Origin of the sequence: Stenotrophomonas sp. OVS01A, assembly GCF_019969775.1 — a bacterium.
Classification (GTDB): Bacteria; Pseudomonadota; Gammaproteobacteria; order Xanthomonadales; family Xanthomonadaceae; genus Stenotrophomonas; species Stenotrophomonas indicatrix.
This window is the reverse complement of record NZ_JAHXYV010000001.1, coordinates 1,421,906-1,443,507: the sequence shown is the minus strand read 5'-3', so window position 1 is coordinate 1,443,507 and position 21,602 is coordinate 1,421,906. Positions and strand designations below refer to the sequence as shown.

17 protein-coding genes are annotated in these 21,602 nt (G+C 66.8%); 3 read left to right on the top strand and 14 right to left on the bottom strand.

Going from position 1 to position 21,602, the window contains the following annotated elements:
• Positions 1-323 precede the first annotated feature (323 nt).
• Positions 324-950 (top strand): response regulator transcription factor, encoded by a 627-nt coding sequence (locus LC407_RS06860; protein ID WP_033831073.1) that lies wholly within the window; start codon positions 324-326, stop codon positions 948-950.
• Entirely contained in the window at positions 947-3,274 is a 2,328-nt protein-coding gene (locus tag LC407_RS06855; RefSeq protein WP_317850705.1) for an ATP-binding protein, read from the top strand. Before LC407_RS06860 ends, LC407_RS06855 begins: the two co-directional genes overlap by 4 nt.
• 1 nt (position 3,275) lies before the next feature.
• On the opposite strand, the gene LC407_RS06850 is transcribed toward LC407_RS06855, so the two are convergent.
• From LC407_RS06850 to LC407_RS06810, 9 genes are all read right to left on the bottom strand, one after another.
• A complete protein-coding gene (locus LC407_RS06850; RefSeq protein ID WP_025877209.1) occupies positions 3,276-4,031 on the bottom strand; it encodes a SapC family protein in 756 nt (251 codons plus the stop codon).
• A 111-nt stretch (positions 4,032-4,142) separates the two neighbouring features.
• On the bottom strand, positions 4,143-4,415 hold the full coding sequence (locus tag LC407_RS06845; RefSeq protein WP_025877210.1) for a hypothetical protein: 273 nt from the start codon (positions 4,413-4,415) through the stop codon (positions 4,143-4,145).
• A gap of 270 nt (positions 4,416-4,685) precedes the next feature.
• Positions 4,686-6,728, bottom strand: a complete 2,043-nt coding sequence (gene fusA, locus LC407_RS06840; RefSeq protein ID WP_025877212.1) for an elongation factor G — start codon at positions 6,726-6,728, stop codon at positions 4,686-4,688.
• 381 nt (positions 6,729-7,109) lie between these two features.
• Complete coding sequence (locus LC407_RS06835) at positions 7,110-7,859, bottom strand: hypothetical protein (RefSeq protein WP_032974801.1); 750 nt, start codon at positions 7,857-7,859, stop codon at positions 7,110-7,112.
• Between the two features lie 69 nt (positions 7,860-7,928).
• Complete coding sequence (locus LC407_RS06830; protein WP_059064165.1) at positions 7,929-8,690, bottom strand: heme ABC transporter ATP-binding protein; 762 nt, start codon at positions 8,688-8,690, stop codon at positions 7,929-7,931.
• On the bottom strand, positions 8,687-9,730 hold the full coding sequence (locus LC407_RS06825) for an iron ABC transporter permease (protein ID WP_223482452.1): 1,044 nt from the start codon (positions 9,728-9,730) through the stop codon (positions 8,687-8,689). The genes LC407_RS06830 and LC407_RS06825 overlap by 4 nt, the downstream gene beginning before the upstream one ends.
• Complete coding sequence (locus tag LC407_RS06820; RefSeq protein WP_154880304.1) at positions 9,727-10,773, bottom strand: ABC transporter substrate-binding protein; 1,047 nt, start codon at positions 10,771-10,773, stop codon at positions 9,727-9,729. Before LC407_RS06820 ends, LC407_RS06825 begins: the two co-directional genes overlap by 4 nt.
• A gap of 50 nt (positions 10,774-10,823) precedes the next feature.
• The gene (locus LC407_RS06815) at positions 10,824-12,203 is read right to left on the bottom strand and encodes an ATP-binding protein (RefSeq protein ID WP_134832519.1); all 1,380 of its coding nucleotides are present in this window, start codon (positions 12,201-12,203) and stop codon (positions 10,824-10,826) included.
• Between the two features lie 121 nt (positions 12,204-12,324).
• Positions 12,325-13,353, bottom strand: a complete 1,029-nt coding sequence (locus LC407_RS06810) for an alpha/beta hydrolase-fold protein (protein WP_134832518.1) — start codon at positions 13,351-13,353, stop codon at positions 12,325-12,327.
• 270 nt (positions 13,354-13,623) lie between these two features.
• Between LC407_RS06810 and LC407_RS06805 the strand changes: the two genes are divergently transcribed.
• On the top strand, positions 13,624-13,998 hold the full coding sequence (locus LC407_RS06805) for a hypothetical protein (RefSeq protein ID WP_088099885.1): 375 nt from the start codon (positions 13,624-13,626) through the stop codon (positions 13,996-13,998).
• Between the two features lie 85 nt (positions 13,999-14,083).
• Here LC407_RS06805 and LC407_RS06800 read toward each other — a convergent pair whose 3' ends face one another.
• The 5 genes from LC407_RS06800 to LC407_RS06780 form a co-directional block, all read right to left on the bottom strand.
• Positions 14,084-14,485, bottom strand: coding sequence for a DUF805 domain-containing protein (locus tag LC407_RS06800; RefSeq protein ID WP_223482451.1), 402 nt, complete (start codon positions 14,483-14,485; stop codon positions 14,084-14,086).
• An 84-nt stretch (positions 14,486-14,569) separates the two neighbouring features.
• Entirely contained in the window at positions 14,570-15,955 is a 1,386-nt protein-coding gene (locus LC407_RS06795) for a replication-associated recombination protein A (RefSeq protein ID WP_317850704.1), read from the bottom strand.
• A 329-nt stretch (positions 15,956-16,284) separates the two neighbouring features.
• Positions 16,285-16,923: an outer membrane lipoprotein chaperone LolA gene (gene lolA, locus LC407_RS06790; RefSeq protein ID WP_223482449.1), complete on the bottom strand. Its 639-nt coding sequence runs from the start codon at positions 16,921-16,923 to the stop codon at positions 16,285-16,287.
• A 110-nt stretch (positions 16,924-17,033) separates the two neighbouring features.
• Positions 17,034-18,974, bottom strand: coding sequence for a DUF3857 domain-containing protein (locus tag LC407_RS06785; RefSeq protein ID WP_059064157.1), 1,941 nt, complete (start codon positions 18,972-18,974; stop codon positions 17,034-17,036).
• Positions 18,975-19,015: 41 nt separating this feature from the next.
• Positions 19,016-21,379 (bottom strand): DNA translocase FtsK, encoded by a 2,364-nt coding sequence (locus LC407_RS06780; RefSeq protein WP_223482448.1) that lies wholly within the window; start codon positions 21,377-21,379, stop codon positions 19,016-19,018.
• Positions 21,380-21,602 lie beyond the last annotated feature (223 nt).

Genomic DNA, 21,602 nt, shown 5'->3' with positions numbered 1-21,602 from the left:
CCGTCAATCGCGCCGCCCTGGAACGTCTCGTGATTGGAACTGTCCTTGACCAGAGCGTGGACGCTGGCATTTCGCCAGCGGAGCGCGCACTAGACTTGCGCAGCGCACGCAGTCCGCGCGCATATTGCAGACGCGATCCAAAAATCATCAGACGCAACAGGCTACTTCGCTGCACCCGCGCTGTGCAGATCCCGACACAAACCTCCAACTTTTCCTACTTCCACTCTAGGAAAAGTCTCAAAAATCGAACGTTTTCGATGCTCGACGCGACAGCGGCGCCAGAATGAGCGCCACGCCACTGGGCGCTGACAACACTCCTGCGCATGAACGGATTCCCTGCACCGCGCCGGCTTCGCCTGGCCCTGCTTGATGACCATGACGTCGTCCGCCGCGGCACGGCCTTCCACCTGGGCAACGACAGCCGCTTCGAGATCGTCGCCAGCCACAGTGACAGCCAGGCGTTCGTGCAGGCGCTGCAGCAGCGTCATGCCGATGTGGCCATCATCGACATCACCCTGGCGCCCGGTGATATCAGCGGCACCGAGCTCGTCGAGCACCTGCGGCAGGCATTGCCGAGGGTAACGCTGCTGGGTTTTGCCGGACAGACCTCGGTGGCGATCATCAACCACCTGCTGGATGCCGGAATCAGCGGCTTTGTCGGCAAATCCGAGCCGTTGATTGAACTGTCCGACGCGGTCGTACGCGTGTCCCAAGGGCTCTGCCGCATTCCGCCGTCGTGCAAGCTGCTGACGCCCTGCGATGCACTTAGCCGCAACGAGCGCGAGGTCATCCGGCTGGTCCTGGATGGGCTGACCGTCTCGGAGATTGCCCTGCATCGGCACCGCAGCATCAAGACCGTCAGCACGCAGAAGATTGCCGCGCTGCGCAAGCTCGGGTTGCGTAATGACGCAGAGATCTTCGCGATACGGCAGCAGTTGGAGGCACTGTGACCGCGCTGTTCAAGCGTGGCCGCAGGTTCATGCTGCTGGCACTGTTTACCCTGCTTCCCTGTACGTCCGCGGGCGACATCCAGCACGGAAAATGGACAGCGGGGCGCGTGGTCAGGGTGGCCGCGGCCCCCACGCTGCACCCTGTGCCCGAAGATGCTGCCGACCCCGAGGTACTGCAGACGCTGGCGCATGGCTATGCTGCGCTCGTGGCCCGCCATTCCGGCCTGACCTTCGTCGAAGTCCCTTTTCCCAGCACCCTCGCCGCGATGGCCGCCGTCTGTGAGGGGCGGGCCGATCTTGTGCTGGCGATGGGGGCTGACGATGGGGCACGCCTGCCCTGCCCCAGCCTGGCGCCCTCGCGCAGTTTTCCTGGCGGTGCCAGCGTGCTTGCCGGCCGCATTGGCGAGCGCTTGCCACGGCGGGTTGCCGATCTGGGCACGCTGCGCATCGCTGCGGTTGAAGGAGGCCCCTACCCGGTGTGGCTGGCACAGCACCACCCTGCAGTACCTGTGCTGCCGCAACCCAGCATGCGGGCGGCATTGGCTGCCGTGGATGCTGGCATTGCCGACGCTGCGATCGGCCTGGAATCCACTGCAGGTGCGATAGCACGACGTCACTTCTCCCACAGCCTGCGGTTGCAGACAGTGGATGCCGATCTTTCGACACAGCTGCATCTGCTCGCGCGGCGCGAAGACCAGGCGCTGCTTGATCGTATCGAGGCGGCACTGGATGACATCACCATCGAAGAGCATGCCCAGCTGCTGCAGCGCTGGGCGCGGCAGACGCTGCCGGCCGCGCTCGGCCAGAAGGTGCGCGAAGGCCTCGATGGCACCGTGCTCTGGCTGTTGCCAGCCGCAGCCCTGCTGCTGGCACTCCCGTTGTTGGCTGCACGCAGGCTGCGCCAGCAGCAGAGTCTTGATCAGAAGCAGGCGCAGATGACGGGCATGATCAGCCATGAGGTGCGCAATTCCGCCCAGGCAGTCATGGCGTCGATCGACCTGCTGGCTCAGGCACCACTGCCAGCCGGGCAACGCGAACTGGTAGCCGCTGCGGCCACCGCCAGCCAGACATTGCGCGGATTGCTCAACCGCACGCTGGACTTCTCCCGCCTGGCCAGCGGCACGTTCCGGCCAAAGCTGTTGCCCTGCAACGTCCCTGCGATCTGCACGCAGGCGCTGCAGGCCATTACGCCCCTCGCGCAGAAGAAGGCGCTCAGCCTGCAGCTCTGCGCACCGCAGGCGCCGTTCCCGATGCTGGCAACGGACCCGGACTGCCTGCGCCAGCTGCTCGACAACCTGCTCGGCAATGCCGTCAAGTTCACCGACGTAGGCGGCGTTGAACTGCGCCTGCAGCTGGATGCGCCCACGAAGAACGCATCACTGTTGATAGAGGTCATCGACAGCGGCATCGGCATCGCGCCAGCGCAGATGAGCGCCCTGTTCGAGCCCTTCCGGCAGGCCGATGCAGGCAGGCAGCGCGGTGGCAGCGGCCTGGGTCTTTCCATCTGTCGCACGTTGGCCGAGGCCATGGGCGGCACCCTGGATGTCCATAGCGTGCATGGCCGTGGCAGCCGCTTCATTCTTCGCCTGCCCGTGCAGCAGGTGCAGGAAGATGCACCGGCCACTGCCGCTGCGTCCGCCCTGCCCCGGCTGGCCGGCACGCGCATCCTGCTGGTGGAGGATCACGCGCTGACCCGGCAGGTCATTGCCGCCCAGTTGCGGCGCTGGGGCGCGACGGTGCAGGAGGCTGCCAATGCCGAAGAGGCCTTGGCGGCCCAGATGCAGGCGCCCTGCCCGCTGGTGATGCTGGACATCGGTCTGCCGGGAATGGATGGCTACGCGCTGGCCCGGCAATTGCGGCTGCATGAGGCAGAAGGCGCGCCGCGCGCCCGGCTGATCGCGCTTTCCGCCTTCACTGGCGACGATCACACGCTGCGCTGCCAGGTTGCCGGCATCGACGCGGTATTGCTCAAGCCGTTGCAGGCCGATGCGCTGCTGCAGGCGCTGGACCAGCCTGTGCCCGGCCGTGCCTTCGAAAGCACTGCCCGCGAACTGCTGGCCGCCTACGAAGAAGATATCGATCGCGAGCTGCAATGCCTGCACGAAGCGATCGTTCGTTGCGATGCTGCGCAGCTGCGCCATCATGCGCATCGCCTGCAGGGCGTGCTGCAGATGCTCAACGCGGGCGGCATGGATGCACGCGCCGGCGAACTATGGGAGCTGGGCGATCGCGTGCCGCCCGGCTGGGACGATGCGCGCCAGCTGCTGGCCGAGCTGCAGTCGTGGCGCGGCTCCCGGGGTGCGGGAGCCGCGCCGTCGCCCTGAATCAGGCGGCGTTGCGGCCTGCCTGGCGGCGGGTCAGGTCGTTGAAGCGACCCAGCGACATCAGGTGCTGGTGGATCAGCGCCAACCAGCCGTTGCGGTGCCATTCGATGACGGTCGCATCCGGCAGCGCAATGAACTTCTCGACGTCGACCACGAAGAAGCCATTGAGGTTGAACTCGCGACCATCGGGCAGGCGCACGGTTGCATTGCGCTCGACCAGCAGGCCGTTGTCGACCAGTGCCTTGGAGAAGGCCTGGGTCTGTTCGTGCTCGCGGGTGAACTGACCGCAGAACTCAAGTGCCTGCTGCACCATCTCGGTGGCCTTGCCGTCGACGAACAGCGGCTGGCCTTCTTCGCCGCCACGGACGATGCGCGGGCTGTCTTCGTCGATGCCGAGCAGGAAGTCATTGTCCGCGCCGGTGTCGATGAAGATGAAGGGATGGCGGCGCAGGTAGGCCGGGATGTAGGTCTCGTCGTCCCACAGGCCATCGGTGATGAACAGGTTGTCGGTGGTCACACCCACCGCGGCCATCGGCACCGCGCTCGGGCCTGCGAACAGGATCGGGAAGTGATGCAGCGCCAGCGAGAATTCGCCCAGCACCAGCGGGATGGAGTTGCTGCTGGCAGCGAACTCGAGCTTGCCCGGCAGGATGCGCAGATCGGCGTGCAGGTCTGCCTGCAGCGGCACCGGGCGGGTGTAGAACAGGGGCGCGCTGCTCGGCGCAGCTTCGGTGGTGGTGTCGCTGGTGGTGGTCATCGTGGAAACCATGTCGATCATGCGCGCCTGCCATCCCGGGCGCGCCAGCGGGAACAACCTGAATCCCGCATTATCAACAAGGCAGGTGACAACGGCCACCCCGCGGCCGACTTATTTCAACTGCAACGGGTAGCGCTGCCACAGTACGTGGACCAGAAAGCCAGCCAGTTCGGTGTCGCGCGCACTGACCGCCGCGCGGATCTTGTCCAGCAGGACCATGTCGCTGCAATGCCGCACATCGGCGTGGTTGGCCTGGCCAGCGCGCCGTGCCCGATAGCGTGCAGCCCGCTGTGCGTCGCTCATTGCGTACCCGAACTTGGGCGGCCGACCGCGTTTGCGCGGCAGGGTCAGCTCCAGGGTTCCGGGATCATTGTCATCACGCATGGGCAGGGTGCGGGCGGCGGCAAGCAACGGGGGGTGCGCAATTTATCGTGAGGCATCACTTTAATCCAGCTTTTTCTGCAGTTTTGTTGCAATGCAATGCAACTGCGTGGCGCACGGATGGCACCCATCCACGCATGGCGTGGGAAGTAGACCCACGCCATGCGTGGATAGACCCCCGCCAATGCAAAGATCGGCAGATCCACGTCACGCGTGGATGACCCCTCGTCAACACAAAAAAGGGAGCCCGCGAACGGGCTCCCTGCATCCACCTTACGCTGCACGCACCGGCTCGTAGCCATGCAGGTGCGATTCGCTGCTGGCCCGTCCCTGGCTCAGCGAACGCAGCGAGGTCGTATACCCGACCAGCTGCGCCAGCGGCGCGAACCCGCTGACTTCGGCGCGACCGTCCTGGTCGTCGATGCGGGCAACGCGTCCATGGCGGCGATTCAGATCACCCACCACGTCCCCCACCGAGGCCGACGGCGAATGCACCGTCACCGCCATCACCGGCTCCAGCAGCTGCGTACCGCTGGCCGCCAACGCGGCCTTGATGCCCTCGCTGCCGGCCCGATGGAACGCCATCTCCGACGAATCCTTCGCGTGGGTCTGGCCATCCACCAGGCTGACTTCGATGCCGACTACCGGATGGCCCTGCGGGCCTTCCGACAGCGCGGCACGAACGCCCTTCTCCACCGCAGCGATGAAGTTGCGCGGCACCACGCCACCGACGATGCGGTCATTGAACACGACCTCGCCGTCGTCGCGCGGCACCACATCCAGCACCACGTGCGCGAACTGGCCCTGGCCACCGGTCTGCTTGACCAGGCGGCCCACGACGCCTTCCACGGCACGCTGCGGCGTTTCCTGGTAAGCCACACGCGGCGCGCCAATGCCGATGTCCAGCTTCCATTCGCTGCGCAGCCGCTCGACCATCACCTCCAGGTGCAGCTCGCCCATGCCCCAGGCCAGGGTTTCACCGGTCTCGCGATCGGTTTCCACCCGGAACGAGGGATCTTCCTGGGCCAGGCTTGCCAAGCCCTGCGCCAGCCGGATCAGGTCGGCCGCACGTGCCGGCTCCAACCGCCAGGCCAGTACCGGGGCCTGTGCCTGGATGCTCTCCAGGCGCAGCGGCTGCCCTCGCCCGCTCAGCGTTTCACCGCTGACCGCATCCTTCCAGCCCAGCACCGCCACGATGTCGCCGGCCACGGCCTGCCCGATGTCCTGGGTCTGGTCGGCCTGCACGCGCACCAGCCGGCTGATGCGACGCCCTTGCGGGTGCTGCGAGCTGGCCACGTTGTCGCCTACCTTCAAGGTGCCCGAGTACAGCCGCACGAAGCTCAACGCACCGTGCTGCTGGTGGGTGATCTTGAACAGCAGGCCAGCCAGCGGACCGTCCGGATCCGGCGGCAGCAGGACGTCGCCGCCCTCGCCTTCGGCAGTGACCGCAGGACGATCCAGCGGCGACGGCAGGTAGTCGACCACCGCATCCAGCAGCGTTTCGATGCCCTTGTCCTTGAAGGCAGCACCCGCCAGCACCGGTACGCCGGCGCCCGCCAGCGTCGCGCGACGGATCGCTGCGCGCAGCGTCGCCGCGTCGATGTCACGACCTTCCAGCCATGCCGTTGCCAGCACATCATCATGGTCGGCCACGGCTTCGACCAGCGCATTGCGCTGCGGTTGCCACTGCGCGCGCTCGGCTTCGCTCCATGCCGTCACCGTCGCCGCGCCTGCGTCCTGCCACTGCAGTACGCGGCCATCGACCAGGTCGACCCAGCCGTGGAAGTCGCCCTCACTGCCCAGCGGCACGCCCAGCGCCCACGGTCGCGCCCGCAGCTTGTCCTGCAGCTGCTCCAGCACGCGCTCGAACGAGGCACCGATGCGATCCATCTTGTTGACGAACGCAATCAACGGCACGCCATGCCGGCGCGCCTGGCGCCACACGGTTTCCGATTGCGGCTGCACGCCGTCCACGGCCGAAAACACGGCCACGGCACCGTCGAGCACGCGCAGCGAGCGCTCGACCTCGATGGCGAAGTCGATGTGGCCGGGCGTGTCGATCAGGGTCAGCTGGTGCAGCGGCAGATCGCGTGGCGCCCACTGTGCGTGCACGGCGGCCGCACCGATGGTGATGCCACGTTCGCGCTCGATCGCCGAGAAGTCGGTGGTCGCGTTGCCGTCATGCACTTCGCCGACGCGGTGGATCTCGCCGGTCTTCCACAGAAGGCGTTCGGTAAGGGTGGTTTTGCCAGCGTCGATGTGGGCAATGATGCCGAGGTTGCGAAGACGCGACAGAGTCTGGGTGTTGGTGTTCATGAGAAAGGTTCCTGCTGGGCCAACTTCGGGGGCCGCACACGCCGGTTGGCAACGGCGTGTGCGGCTAGCGTTCGGTCTCGGCGATCTGGTGCATGGCACGTTCTCCTTGCGGTGGAGCGGGTTGAGGGATGGGGACGGAAACGAAAAGAGCGCCCCGGAGGGCGCTCTGTGGATGGTCCAGCGAAGGCCGCGATCAGCGGCCTCGTAGGGCTCCAGGCAGACACGCCCGTTCCGCGCTTGCGCGGGTCAGGGTGAAAAACTTCAGGAGCGGCATCCGGTTCATGCGGCGCATTCTAGACCTGTCAATCTGGCGCGCAAGTGAATATTGCGCGCATGGATGGAACGATGAGGCGCAACGGGGCAGCAATCACCCAGGAACGATCATTCGCACCCATTGATCCGCCGCGCCTCACCCACCGTCGCGGCGTGATCCCCCGTCACCGACACCCAGTCCTTCAGCGGGAAGGCGGCATTGATCTCGCCTCGACGGGGCGTGTCGTGGATGGTCACTTCAGTCCAGGCGCCCACCGCACCCAGCTCGCTCAGGCGGGCAGCCTGGTCGTCATCGGTGCTGAAGGTGTCGCCCGGCTTGGACGGCTTTGCGTTGTTCACCGTGGCGGTCTTCAGTGCGCGCACGCGCAGCGCACCATTGGGCATGCGCTGGCTGATCACGTCGTAACGTTCAACGCCGTAGGCCCACGACCGCTCGGCTTGGCGGCGCACTTCACTGCCGTCATCGGCCACTTCGATCTTGCCGTCCACCAGTCCACTGATCGAAGCGAGGCTGCCGTAGCCGGCCATCATCGCTTCGTAGCCGATCATCTGCCGCTTCTCCAGCGGCAGTTCGCTGGCCGCAGGCTTCATGCCCGGCAGCTTCAGATACGCCGACTTCTTGCAGAGCAGCAGAACGCTTTGATTGCCCCAGGCCATCAGCATCGCGCCACCGGTGTAGTAGTGCGTGGTGAAAAGATCGGAGGCGGCGCCGGCGCCCTTCGCATGGCGGATTTCGATCGAGGTCGCCTGGTCAGCGACCTTGTCCAGCACAACCGTGCGGACGGGAGCGGCGTGCGCCGTGCACGATGCAGCAATGATCGAAGCCAGCAGTGTCGCGCGCGGGAGGATGTAGTTCATGGGGGTCATTCCGTTGAGAAAAACGAACCGACAATGATACGTCGCGCTGTGCAAGGAAGCTTTACTGCATCAGGTAACCACCACCAACGGCACACCGCGGCGCGGATGCTGCAGCACCACCACGTCCTGCTGGTAGACACGCTGCAGGTTGCCCTCGGTCAGCACGTGCGAAGGCGTGCCGTCAGCGGCCACCCTGCCCTGCTCCAGCAATACGATGCGATCGGAGTATCCGGCCGCCAGGTTGAGGTCATGCAGCACCACGATCACGCACGCACCGGCTTCGGCGCAGGCCCGTACGCTGCGCAGGGTGCGCTCCTGGTGGCGCAGATCCAAGGCAGCCGTAGGCTCATCCAGCAGCAGCAACGGCGTGTCCTGTGCCAGCACGCGCGCGAATGTGGTGCGCGCCGATTCGCCGCCGGACAACTGCTGCACTTCGCGCAGGCGCAGCGCCTGCAGTTCGGCAGCATCGATCGCCCGCTCCACCTGGGCCTCATCCACCTGCGGATCCGGCGGGTGCGGCAGGCGCCCCATCGCCACCACTTCCTCCACGCTGAAGGCGAAGCGCACGCCGTGCTCCTGCGGCATCACCGCACGTTCGCGTGCAAGCGGCCCAGCCCTGTAGTCGCGCAGCGGACGTCCATGCAGCTGCACATCGCCACCGTCGGCACGCAGATCGCCAGCCGCCACGCCCAGCAGGGTCGACTTGCCGGCACCGTTGGGCCCCACCAGCGCCGTCACCGTGCCCGGCTCGAATGCGAGGGTGATGCCATGCAGGATCTCGCGCTGCTGGCGACGCACCACCACGTCGCGCAGTTGCAGGAAGGCGCTCATGCCGCCGCCTTGCGGCGCTGCTGCAGCACCAGCCAGAGGAAGAACGGCGCGCCCAGCGCGGCGGAGAACAGGCCCAGCGGAATCTCGGCAGGCGGGTCCAGGGTGCGCGCCGCAGTGTCGGCCACCACGATCAGCAGTGCACCCAGCAGACCCGACAACGGCAGCAGCCAGCGGTGGCCAGGGCCAACCAGCAGGCGCGCCACGTGCGGCACCACCAGGCCGACGAAACTGATCGAGCCGGCGAACGCTACCGCCGCGCCGACCAGCAGCGCACTGAAGGCCACCAGCAGGCGCCGTGTACGCGCCACGTCCAGCCCCAGATGCTGTGCCTGGCGCTCGCCGAGCGCCAGCATGTCCAGCGGCGTGGCCAAGCGATGGAGTGCGAACGCGCCGATGGCGAACAGCGGCAGCACCGCCACCACGTCGGCCCAGTTCGCGCGCGCCAGCGAGCCCATCTGCCAGAACACCAGCGATTGCAGCTCGCTTTCGTTGGCGATGTAGGTCAGGAAGCCGATCAGTGCCGAACAGAACGCGGCCATCGCAATGCCCACCAGCAACAGCGTGGCATTGCCACTGCCCTTGCCCGGCCGCGCCAGCGCGTAGGTCAATCCGATCGCGGCGGCACCGCCGCCGAAGGCCGCCACTGGCACCAGCCAGCCGGCTGCACCCGCAGCGCCCAGCACGATCGCCGCCACGGCACCCAGCGCGGCGCCCTGGCTGACACCGACGATGCCCGGATCGGCCAGCGGATTGCCGAACAGTCCCTGCAGGCTGGCACCGGCCATCGCCAGCGCCGCGCCGACCATCGCCCCCAGCAACGCACGCGGAATGCGCAGCTGCCAGACCACGGCCAGGTCACGGCTGCTGACCGATTGCGGATCCAGCAGGCCCAGCTTCACCGCCAGCGCCTGCATCACTTCCAGCGGTGGCAAGCGCAGCGGCCCCACGGCGAACGACGCCAGCACCGCGCCCAGCAGCGCGAGCAGCGCAATCAACAACATCGTCCGCCCGCGACGGCGGCGTCGATTCGCAGGGCTCATGCCTTCGGCAGCGCCGCCAGCGCCTGCGCCAGGGCCAATGCCCCCGCACCGGAACCGATGCTGGCGTACTTCAACTGCGCATCCGGCATCACCCAGACCCGGTTGGCCTGTCCGGCCGGGGTCTGCTTCAGCGTCGGGTAGGCCTTCCACAGGCCTTCGGCACCACCGAACAGCTGCAGGTCGTGCTCGGTCACCAGGATCACGTCCGGTGCCGCCGCGACCACGCCTTCGTTGCTCAGCTGCGAATAGTTGGCCACGCCGGCCTCGGTGCCGATGTTCAGGCCGCCGGCCAGGGCGATCAGCTTGGCCGATGCGCTGTCGGCACCGGCCACGGTGGGCGAACCGCCCGCTCCCGTCGCCGACACATGGATCACCCGCGGCGCATGCGCCAGGCCCTTGCCGATCGCGGCGGCCTCATCCAGCTGGCGCTGCACCTGCGTGGCCAGGGTCTGCCCTGCGTCGGCCACGCCGAGCACGGCGGCGATCTTGCGCACCTTGTCCGGCGCCGGCTGCAGGTCATCGATCACCACTGCAGGCTCGCCCACTTCGCGCAGCTTCTTTGCCAGTTCGGTGTGGCGACGCAGGCTGTTGCCGATGAACAGCGACCCCTGCAGGCTGAGAACCCCCTCCACGCCGGTCGTGCGGTTGAACAGGAACTGGTGCGGTGCGGCCAGGCCTGCCTCGGTGGTGGTGTTGGTCGGCGCGGCGAACACCTGCTTGCCCAGGCCCAGCGCCTCGATCACCGCGATGATGTCGTCACCGCCGGCAATGATCCGGCTGCTGTCATCCACCTCCACATCGGCGCCATCGTCGGAGTGCACCTTGCTCGGCAGCACCGCCTGCTGACCCGGCAGTGTCGGCACGTCGCTGCCTGCCACCCGCTGCCAACCTGCGGGTAGTGCTCCCGCCTTGGCGGTGGCGGCCGCCGGTGCTGCTGCGTCTGGGCTGCCGGCAGACGGCGGCGCTTTATCGCCACAGGCGGCCAGCACCAATGAAACGGCAATCGGGAGCGCGCACTGGCGCAGGCGGGAAGCGATGTTCATGCAGATTCTCCTTGCTGGCAGGGCGGCGGGGTGCCGCCCTGCCCTGTGGCTTACGGCTGGCGCAGGCTGATGCGGGTGATGCGGTCACCCTTCGGATCTTCAGCGCCACGCGACTTGTTCACGGCGAAGACATTGCCCTTGCCATCGGCGCGGACGTGATTGGGGAAGGTGCCGCCATCGAGGTTGCCGACCACCTTGCCATCACGGTCAACGGCAGTGACGGTGCCGGCACCGCGATTGGTGACGTAGGCCAGGCCACTCTTCGCATCGAAGGCCACGTTCAGTGCGCCGGCGCCGACCGGCACGTCGTGCACGACCTTGCCGCTGGCCACGTCGACGATCAGCAGGTTGTCGGTGCCCTGCGAGGCCACGTAGAGGCGGTTGCGCTCGGCATCGAAGGCAACGCCCGAAGCGCTGATCGAATTGCCCAGATCGATGACCTTGTCGACCTTGCCGCTGGCCACATCGATCACCGCCGCTTCCGGCGTACCGATGCTGACCGTGAACAGCTTGCCGCTGGGCTCATCCAGCACCAGGCTCATCGGCACGAACTTCTCGTCGTCCACGCCGGAGGCCAGGGTGATCGGCTCCAGCGCCTTCAGCGTCTTCGCATCGAACACCGACAAATGGTCTTCACCGGCGGCCGAGGCGAACACCTTGCCGTGCGTGCTGTCGACCACCACGTCGCGGGCGTGCGGCACGGCGCCGACCGGGAACTGGTGGACCAGCGACAGATCCGCCTGGCGATAGACAGCCACGGTGTCCTGGCGGGTGTTGCTGACCCAGACATTGCCATTGGCATCATCGACGCCCACGCCATACACCGCGAACACCGCACCGTTGGTGCTGCCCGGCACCTGCGCCGGGGTGATGGCCTTGGTCACCTTCAGCGACTTCGGGTCCAGTTTCAGCAGCTGCGACTGGGTGACCGGCGGGCGGCCGACGGCCGAGGTCACGAACACGGCATTGCTGGCAGCACTGTAGGCCGACTGGTACAGGCCCGGCACCAGCTTGTTGGACTGGGTGGCGAACTTCGCCTGGCCCGACAGCGGCAGCTGCGGCGACACACGCAGCTTCAGCACGGCTGCGGCGGCCGGCTGGCTGGCGCGCACCACCACCGGATGGGTACCCGGCACGGCGTCGGCCGGAATGGCCAGCTGGGTCTTGAAGTTGCCATCGGCATCGACCACCACCGGCTGCCTGTTGAGCACGGTATCGCCACGCAGCAGGCTGACCTGCTGGCCCGGCACGAAGCCGCGGCCGGTGACATCGGCGGTGCTGCCGGGAACCACGTTCTCACCGCGTGAGACAACCTGGCCCTTGAAGGTTGCGCTGGCCGGCTGGTCGAACACCGGCTGTGCGCTGGCGGTCACTGCCAGCAGCAGGCCGGCGGCCAGGGAAGTGAGGCGGAAAGACGGACGGAATGACATGGAAGGCTCCTTGCACACGTAGGCCGCGCCTGGTGGCGCGGGATTCATCGGTTGCCTTGGCCGCTGCACATCGACAGTCCGCCTGGGTAGTGGGGTCGCACGGCACTGCCGTGCGAGGGGGTCATTCGGCGGCGTTGTCTCCACCGGCCGGCTGGCCGTCGGCGGCGCTGCGGTCGGTCACGCCATAAAGCTCGTGCAGCGCCGCGTGGAAGGACGCCGGCAGCATCGGGCCATGGCCCAGGCCTGGGAACTCGCGATACTGCACGCTCAGCCCCGGCACCTTGCCCAGGCGCTCGGACAGCTGCATCGCCGCATCCGGGGTGGCGCCACCAATGCGGCGCAGATGCGCGACCACGCGCGGATTGCTCATGTCGCGCTTGCCACGGTCGCCGACGCGCTCGGCACCGCCCAGCATCAGCCACACCTTTGCTGGCTGGCCATGCACGTTCTGCACGAACTGCTGCTCGATGTCACCCAGCGGCGCACCCTGGCTCCACCACAATGACGGACTGGCACTGAGGTAGTACTGGAAGGCGGCCGGACGGGTGTACAGGCTGCTGAGCACGAACAGGCCGCCCAGCGAATGGCCCCACAGGGCCTGCTGCTGGCGATCGATGTTGGCGCGGCGTTCCACTTCGGGCTTGATGCGACGCTCCATCATGTCCAGGAAGGCCGCTGCGCCGCCGCCGACAGCCTGCGTCCTGCCGCTTTCATCATCGGCGCGATCGATCCATGCGGTGTAGTCGCGGGTACGCGACGCCGAATCGATGCGCAGGTCGTTGTCGTAGCCGATCAGCACCAGCACCGGCGGCGCCTTGCGTGCGGCCAGCTCGGCCAGCAGCGGCTGGTCCAGCACCATCGCCACGGCGTTGCCGTCCAGTGCGTACAGCACCGGCGATGGCGCCTTGGGGGCCTTGGCCGGAATCGCCACATTCACCCGCCAGCGGCGCTGCTGGTCGGGGCTGTCGATCACGAAACGCTCGAAGCGATAGCTGGCCGCCGGTGCATCAAGCACGGTCTGGCCCATCTTCTGCAGCGGATTGCGTTGCTGCGCGTATGCGTACGGGGTAGCCAGGAGCAGGCCCATCATCAAGGCGGCCAAGCCGGACAGCAGCGGGCCGCGGCGCGGAGGCAGGACGGAAGACTTCATCAGTGACGGCGAAAGCGGCACACGGCCACCGGTTCACAAGGGACCGCAGTCTACCTTAAATGCGAATGATTATCACATCGATCAAACGTCACGCTATGTATCACGCGCGCGACAGTGCGTACGCCAGCGCTTGCACCGGAAGTCCGGGTTCATCTACTTTGCCTGCCATCGGGGCGCAGGAATCGCCCCGCCCTTGCGGGTGCCTGCATGGTCCCTGCCCATCAGCTCCACAACCGCCATGGGATCGGATCCCATGATTGTGAGAACCCCTTGAAGCACAAAGCACTGATCGCACTCGTCGCCGGCCTTCTCGCCCCGCTGGCCGGCCATGCCGCGCCGAGCCTGGCCGGGCTGTATTCGGCCTATGAAGAGGCCGGCTATTCCTCCCTCGGGCTGGAAGAACTCAACCAGACCGTACAGTTCACGGCAGTGAGCCTGGGCGCCTCCAGCAACCTGCAGGGCGAGCCGGTCCTTGAGGCGGGCGATGAGGATGGCCAGGTGCTGGCCCGCCTGACCGCCTCCGACGACGAGCAGAACGCCAAGCTTGCAGCGATGGAGGACGGCGTCACCTTCACCGCCAGCTGCACGCTGCAGTTCAGTTCGGGATCGGATTACCTGGCGTTGGGCGACTGCGTTCTGCAGTAATCAGCTTGGCACTGCTGACAGCAGCGCAGAAACGACGAAGCCGGCCCTGGGCCGGCTTCGTTGCATCGGGCCGAAACCCGTTGACTCAGGGGCCGGCGGGCACCGGACCGTACGGGTTGTCCTGCGGCGTACCCGGCAGCAGCGCAAAGATCAGGATCACCACGCCACCGCCCGGCACCAGCGCCAGCAGGTACAGCCACCCTGACTGGTTGCAGTCATGCAGGCGGCGCACGGTCACCGCGATCAGCGGCACGATCGTGGCCAGCCAGAGCGCACCCACCAGTGCCGCCGCGCCGATCGTGATCCCGGCCATCCAGCTGGAATCGGCGTCCAGCACGAGGCCGGCAACGAGCGCCACTGCCAGCGCAATCACGCATACCGCGGCTCCCGCAAGCAGCAGGAACAGCTGGAACATCCAGTACTCGCGGCGGTTGGCGCGGCCTTCGAACTGGGCGTAGCGCTTCAACGGCAGAATCATTTCCTGCACGGCATCGTTCCTTGAAAAACAAGCCGCGCAGTCTGCCAAATGCATGCGAGCGGAGCAATGCGCCGCCTTGCCACACGCAGACGACTACGTGCCCTTGGCCGCCCTCGCCGCCTCACGCTCGGCACGCAGCCGGTCGAGCTTTTCCTTCAACTTGATCTCCAGCCCGCGCGGCACCGGGTTGTAATACACCCGCTCGCCCATCGCATCGGGGAAACCGGTCTGGTCCAGCGCGATGCCGCCCTCGGCATCGTGGTCGTACTGGTACTCGGCACCGTAGCCCAACTCCTTCATCAGCTTGGTCGGTGCATTGCGCAGGTGCAGCGGCACTTCTTCGGTACCACTGTCGCGCACATCGGCCTTGGCCTGGTTGAAGGCGGCATAGCCGGCATTCGACTTGGCGGTGCTGGCCAGGTACAGCACCAGCTGCGCGAAGGCGAGCTCGCCTTCCGGGCTGCCGAGCCGCTCGTAGATGTCCCACGCTTCGAGCGCCATGCTCTGCGCGCGAGGATCGGCCAGGCCGATGTCCTCGATGGCCATGCGGGTGAGCCGGCGCGCCAGATACGAGGGATCACAGCCGCCGTCGAGCATGCGCGTGAGCCAGTACAAGGCGGCGTCGGGATTGGAGCTGCGCACGGACTTGTGCAGCGCCGAGATCTGGTCGTAGAACTGCTCGCCGCCCTTGTCGAAGCGGCGGGTGCGGTCGGCCAGCACCTGGGTCAGCGTCTGCGGGGTGATGCGACCACCCTCCCCGCCCGCCAGCTCGGCGGCGATTTCCAGCAGGGTCAGCGCACGGCGGACGTCGCCATCAGCGGCGGTGGCGATTTCCAGCAGCAGCTCGGGCGCGACTTCGATGCGTTCCTCGCCCAGCCCGCGCTCGCGATCACCGAGCGCACGTTCCAGCGCTTCGACGATGTCGGTTGGCGAAACACCTTCCAGCACGTGCACGCGGCAACGCGACAGCAGCGCAGAGTTCAACTCGAACGACGGGTTCTCGGTGGTTGCACCAACAAACAGGATGGTGCCGCGCTCGATGTGCGGCAGGAACGCATCCTGCTGCGCTTTGTTGAAGCGGTGCACTTCATCGACGAACAGCACGGTGCGACGACCTTCGGCGAAGCGCTGCGCGGCCTCTGCCAGCACCTGGCGCACCTCCGGCAGGCCGGACAGCACGGCGGAAATGGCACGGAACTCGGCGTCGGAGTATTCAGCCAGCAACAGCGCCAGCGTGGTCTTGCCGCAGCCGGGCGGCCCCCACAGGATCATCGAATGCACGCGACCGGATTCGACGGCACGGCGCAACGCGCTCTCTGGCGCGAGCAGACGCTTCTGCCCGACCATCTCATCCAGGGTGCGGGGGCGCATGCGCTCGGCCAGCGGGCGCATGTGTTCCCGATCGACACTCAGCAGATCGGGGCCGGGGAATGAAGTGGAGCGATGTCTTGGCACGCGGTCATTGTACCGCGAGAGCATGCCAACCAAGGTTGACGCCTACCAAGGGCGGTAGCGCCGGGCCATGCCCGGCGGACCGGAGATGTGCGGCAATCGGCAGTGCCGGCCGCTGGCCGGCAGATCAAAGCATGTCAACCAAGGTTGACACCCACCAAGGCGGTGCCGGTTGACACCCACCAGCGCAGGTAGCGCCGGGCCATGCCCGGCGGACCGGAGATCTGCGGCAATCGGCAGTGCCGGCCGCTGGCCGGCAGATCAAAAGCATGTCAACCAAGGTTGACACCTACCAAGGCGGTGCCGGTTGACACCCACCAAGGCCGGTAGCGCCGGGCCATGCCCGGCGACTGCGATCAGTTACCGATGACGTCGGTACCGGCCGGCGGGGTGAAGCGGAAGGTGTTGGCGGCGAAGCTGGGGTTGCGCTTCCAGCCGCTGAAGCTGATCACGGTACGCTGGCCCACGGCATCGGTGATCTCCATCTTCGCCAGGCCCTGCGCGTTGAAGCCCAGCGCGGCGTACTGGAAGCTGGCTTCGGTCTCGCGCTTCGGCGACAGCGACAGCCACTGCAGGCCATCGCGGGTGGCGGCCTCTTCGCTCACGTCGTACTGCTGCTCCAGCAGTGCCGGGTTGATCAGCGCGGTCAGCGGGCTGTTCTGCTCTTCCTTGCCCTGCTCGCGCACGGTCGCCTGCTCCAAGTCCGGCTCGAACATCCACACCTTCTTGCCGTCAGCCACGATCAGCTGCTCGTGCGGGCGCACGTATTCCCAGCGGAACAGGCGCGGTGCCGACAAAGCGACGCGACCACTGGTGGATTCCTTGGCCTTGCCGCGGCTGTCGAACACCTGCTGGCTGAACTGCCCATCCAGGCCCTTCAGGCCGGTGGTGAAGGTCTTCAGGTCATCACGGGCGCCGGCCCAGGCGCTGCCGGCAGCGGCGCAGGCCACGGCCAGGGTGGTGGTGGCAAGGAAACGGCGGAGGCGAAGGTTCATGCAGGGATCCTGTGGGCGCGCGGCCAGGAAAGTTGGGTGCCAGTGTGCCCGGCGAAAGATGAATGGGCGATCAGGACGCCATTATGACGCCCTGATCGCTGATCGGCGATTCAGCTGCCAGCGGCCGGCAGCTTGCCGTACAGCACCTGGCCACGGAAGCCGCGGCGCACCTCGCGGAACAGCGCGCGGAACGCGGCATAGTCCTGCGGCTGGCACAGCGCCTCGGCGCCGCGCACCGCGTTCTGCTGCAGGCGGTGATGCACGGTCACTTCCTGGCCCTGCCGGCTCCAGTCGACCCGGTACTCGCCGGCCGCATTGGCAAACCGCTGGCTGCGCGGAATCGCGATGATCGGGGCATTGGCCGGGAACTGCAGGCGATAGGTTTCCTCGCGCAGGCTGGCATTGCAGTAGAACGGCGTCTCATTGTCCGGCGCCGAGGCGCTGGCATACAGCCCGCGTACCGATTCACCACCGGGCGGATCGGGCACGGCCATGCCGCCGGCCACATCGAAGTCCACGTAGTCCTCGGCCTGGAAGGCCATGCGATAGCCAAACGGCCGGGTCAGGTCGACCGGCACACCCTGCAGCTGCAGCTGGCCGCGGCCATCGAAACCGGACGCGGCCATGATCGATTCTTCAGCGCGTGCCCGGTTCTGTGCATTGAGCTGGGCGAACTGCGCGCGCATGCCGATCTCGGCGTTGTCGCTCAGCTGCGGCACCGTCTCGCCACGCAGGTTGCCCTGCGCGTCGAAGGTGAAGCGCACCTCCATCACCGTGGCGTTGCGCTGCGGATCATTGGCCGGCGTGCGTGCCAGGGTGGCATCGCGGGTGTGCAGCACCGGCGCACCGAGGTCGCCATCGGGCAGCTGGCCGAAGCGCGCCCAGGCACTGGTCGAATCCAGGTACAGGTCGAACTCGGGCACGTAGGTAATGGCGTGGTTGAAGCGGCCCAGCAGCGGAATCTTCGGCAGCGTCGGGCCGCCACCGGCACCGATCAGCACCGGCGAACTGGTGATGCCCTTGGCCGCCAGCAGCGCCTCGAGGATCGTTACGTGGTCCTTGCAGTCGCCATAGTGGTTGTCGAGGATGCTCTGCGCACTGTTCGGCTCCAAGCCGCCATTGCCCAGGTACACCGCCACGTAGCGGATGTTCTGCGCCACCCAGCGGTACAGCGCATCGGCCTGCGCGCGACGGTCGCTGATGCCGGCGGTGACTTCATCGGCCAGCGCCTGGATCTCCGGGGTGACCTGTGCGGCCGGCCCTGCTTTCAGTTGGTAGGCGCGGCCCATCTGCGCCCAGTCGCGATAGGTGCTGGCCATGATGTTCGGCCCGAACTCCCACACCGCCGCCGACCAGTTCTGCGCCTGCATCGGCTCGCGGCGCTGGTAGCGCCAGCGCCATTGCGCCTGGCCGTTCTTCACCACCGGTCGGTCACTGCCCTGCACGCCACGGCTGTCCACGAACATGGGCAGATTGGCCGGCGCGCTGAGGGTCACTTCGGCATCGTCGTACTGGGTGAACACATTGAAGGTTTCCCACAGGCCAAAGTAGCCCGGGAAATAGGGCGTCAGCTGGGTCCGACGCACCTGGTAGAACAGCCGCGTGCCCGGCGCCAGGTTCGGGAACACGATCACCCGCACCTTGCGGTCGGCATACATCGCCGCCGAGGCACTGGAATAGCTTTCCTGGGTGTAGATGCGGTCGGCCGGCACTTCGCGGCGCTGGCCGTCGGCGGTCAGCGTATAAGCGTTGACCACATCCAGCGTTTCCATCTTCTCGCTGTAGCTCAGCCGCACCTGGCTGAACTGCTCCACCGCTGCCTTGGTCTTGAGCAGGATTTCGTAGGTTTCAGTCTGCACGTTGCCGGCATCGGCGCGCACCTGGTAGTCGGCGCGATAACGTACGAAGCTGAAGTTGTTGCTGGCCTCGGCATCGCTGCCGGTGGACGGCGGCGCGACTGCGGGTACAGCCGTCGCGGCGGCGTCGGCCAGCGCCGGGCCGGCTGCCAGCAGGCAGGCCAGCGCCAGCGCGCAGGAAACGGGTTGAAGCATGCGTCGGTTCCTTGGACGTCGGGAGTGCGGCAGGGCTTGGCTTACTTCGGCGGCGGCGGTGCCAGCACCGTGCGGTCGCCGTTGTGCTCGGGCGGACTGACCACACCAGCCGCTTCCATGGCCTCGATCAGTCGCGCCGCGCGGTTGTAGCCGATCTTCAGGCGACGCTGCACACCGGAAATCGACGCGCGGCGGGTCTCGGTGACCACGCGCAGCGCTTCGTCGTACAGCGGGTCGGACTCATCGCCGCCGCCGGAACTGCTCTCCGGCAGGCCGGTCGCACCGACCACCACGCCATCGCCCATCGTCTGTACTTCGTCCAGCACGCCGTCGACATAGTCGGCCGGCCCCATTGCCTTGAGGTGCTCGACCACGCGATGCACTTCCTCATCGGACACGAAGGCGCCGTGCACACGCTCGGGCATCGCCGTGCCCGGCGGCAGGTACAGCATGTCGCCGTGACCGAGCAGCGTCTCGGCGCCGGACTGGTCGAGGATGGTGCGCGAATCGATCTTCGAGCTGACCTGGAAGGCGATGCGGGTGGGAATGTTGGCCTTGATCAGGCCGGTGATGACGTCCACCGACGGGCGCTGGGTGGCCAGGATCAGGTGGATGCCGGCCGCACGCGCCTTCTGCGCCAGTCGCGCGATCAGCTCTTCGACCTTCTTGCCGACGATCATCATCATGTCGGCGAATTCGTCGATGAAGATGACGATGAACGGCAGCGTCTCCAGCGGGCGCGGCGCCTCGCCCAGTTCCGGGTTCGGCTTGAACAGCGGGTCCATCATCGGCTGGCCGGCGTCCTGGGCGTCCTTCACCTTCTTGTTGAAGCCGGCCAGGTTGCGCACGCCCACCGCGCTCATCAGCTTGTAGCGGCGCTCCATCTCGGCCACGCACCAGCGCAGGCCGTTGGCGGCCTCCTTCATGTCGGTGACCACCGGCGCCAGCAGATGCGGAATGCCCTGGTAGACGCTCAATTCGAGCATCTTCGGGTCGATCATCAGCATCCGCAGGTCTTTCGGCGACGCCTTGAACAGCAGGCTCAACACCATCGCGTTGACCGCCACCGACTTGCCCGAACCGGTGGTACCGGCCACCAGCAGGTGCGGCATGCGCGCCAGGTCGGCCACGGTCGAGCGACCGGCGATGTCCTTGCCCAGCGCGAGGGTCAGCGAACTGGCCGACTTGTCGTACTCCTTCGAGCGCAGCAGCTCGGACAGGTAGATCATCTCGCGGGTGACGTTGGGGATTTCCAGGCCGATCACCGACTTGCCCGGAATCACATCGACCACACGTACCGACTTGACCGACAGGCCGCGGGCGATGTCCTTGTCCAGCGAACTGATCTGGCTGACCTTGATGCCCGGCGCCGGCTCGATCTCGAAGCGGGTGATGACCGGGCCGGGATTGGCGCCGACCACCTGTGCATCGATGCGGAAGTCTTTGAGCTTGAATTCGATCTGCCGCGACAGCGCGTCCAGGGTGTCCTTGTCATAGCCCACGGGCTGCGGCTTGGGATCATCCAGCAGGGCCAGCGGCGGCAGGTCCGAGCCGTCGCCATTGACGCCACGGAACATCGGGATCTGGTTGTCGCGCTTGGCCCGGTCGCTCTTTTCGATCACCGGCTCCGGGCGCGGCTCGATCTTCACCGGCTCGCGCTTGGCGCGCACTTCGGCATCGGCCTTGCGCACTTCCTGGCGTTCCTCGCGCAGGACGCGGGTCTGCTGCCATTCGGTGGCCTGCTCCTTCTTGCGCTCGAGCAACGGTGCCAGCGACATCACGCCGCGACCGATCTTCTCCATCACCACGAACCAGGACAGGCCCGTGGCCAGGGTGATCGAGGCCAGCAGCAGCACCAGCACGAACAGGTTTGCCCCCAGCGCACCAAAGCCCACGCTGAGCGAATTGCCGACCAGCTTGCCGAGAATGCCGCCGGCACTGGAGACATCGCCACTGAACAGGCGAACGTGCAGGAAGCCGGTGCCGGCGATCAGGAAGCCGACCAGGCCAACCAGCCGCAACGCGGGATCCAGATCGTTCTCGCCCTTGCTCTCACGCTTGAGGCCGAACATTGCGATCCAGGCCAGCGCGCCCAGCACCACCGGCAGCAGGAAGGCGATGTAGCCGAACAACTGCAGCAGCACGTCGGCGATCCACGCGCCCGCGCGGCCGCCCATGTTGTGTACCGGCGCAACCACGCTGCCGGTGTGTGACCAGCCCGGGTCCGTCGCTGAATAGGTGAAAAGGCTGGCAGCCAGATACAGCAGCGCCGGCGCGATGGCGATCAGACCCAGGTCGCGCCACAGGCGCTGACGGCGTGGGTTGTCGGTCGTGGCCGCTGCCGCCGAGCGACGCGATGCCTTTTTGTCGTCGGACTTGGAGCGTTCGGGGACCTGCTTCGCCACCTTAGACCATACCTTTGGAATGCGCTGTTAGTGTTTGATAATAAACGAGACGGCGTCAGTTTTCAGTTATCCGTTGCCGCGCAAGCGAGGACGGGGCCTGAAACCGCCCGTGGATGGCGCTGTTCTGTTCATCGGCTTGAATCGCCCTGCCCCAGCCGCCACTCTATGACCAGCCAAGGATGCTGTGCAAACATCGCCGCGCCTTGTCCCATCTACCTTTTCG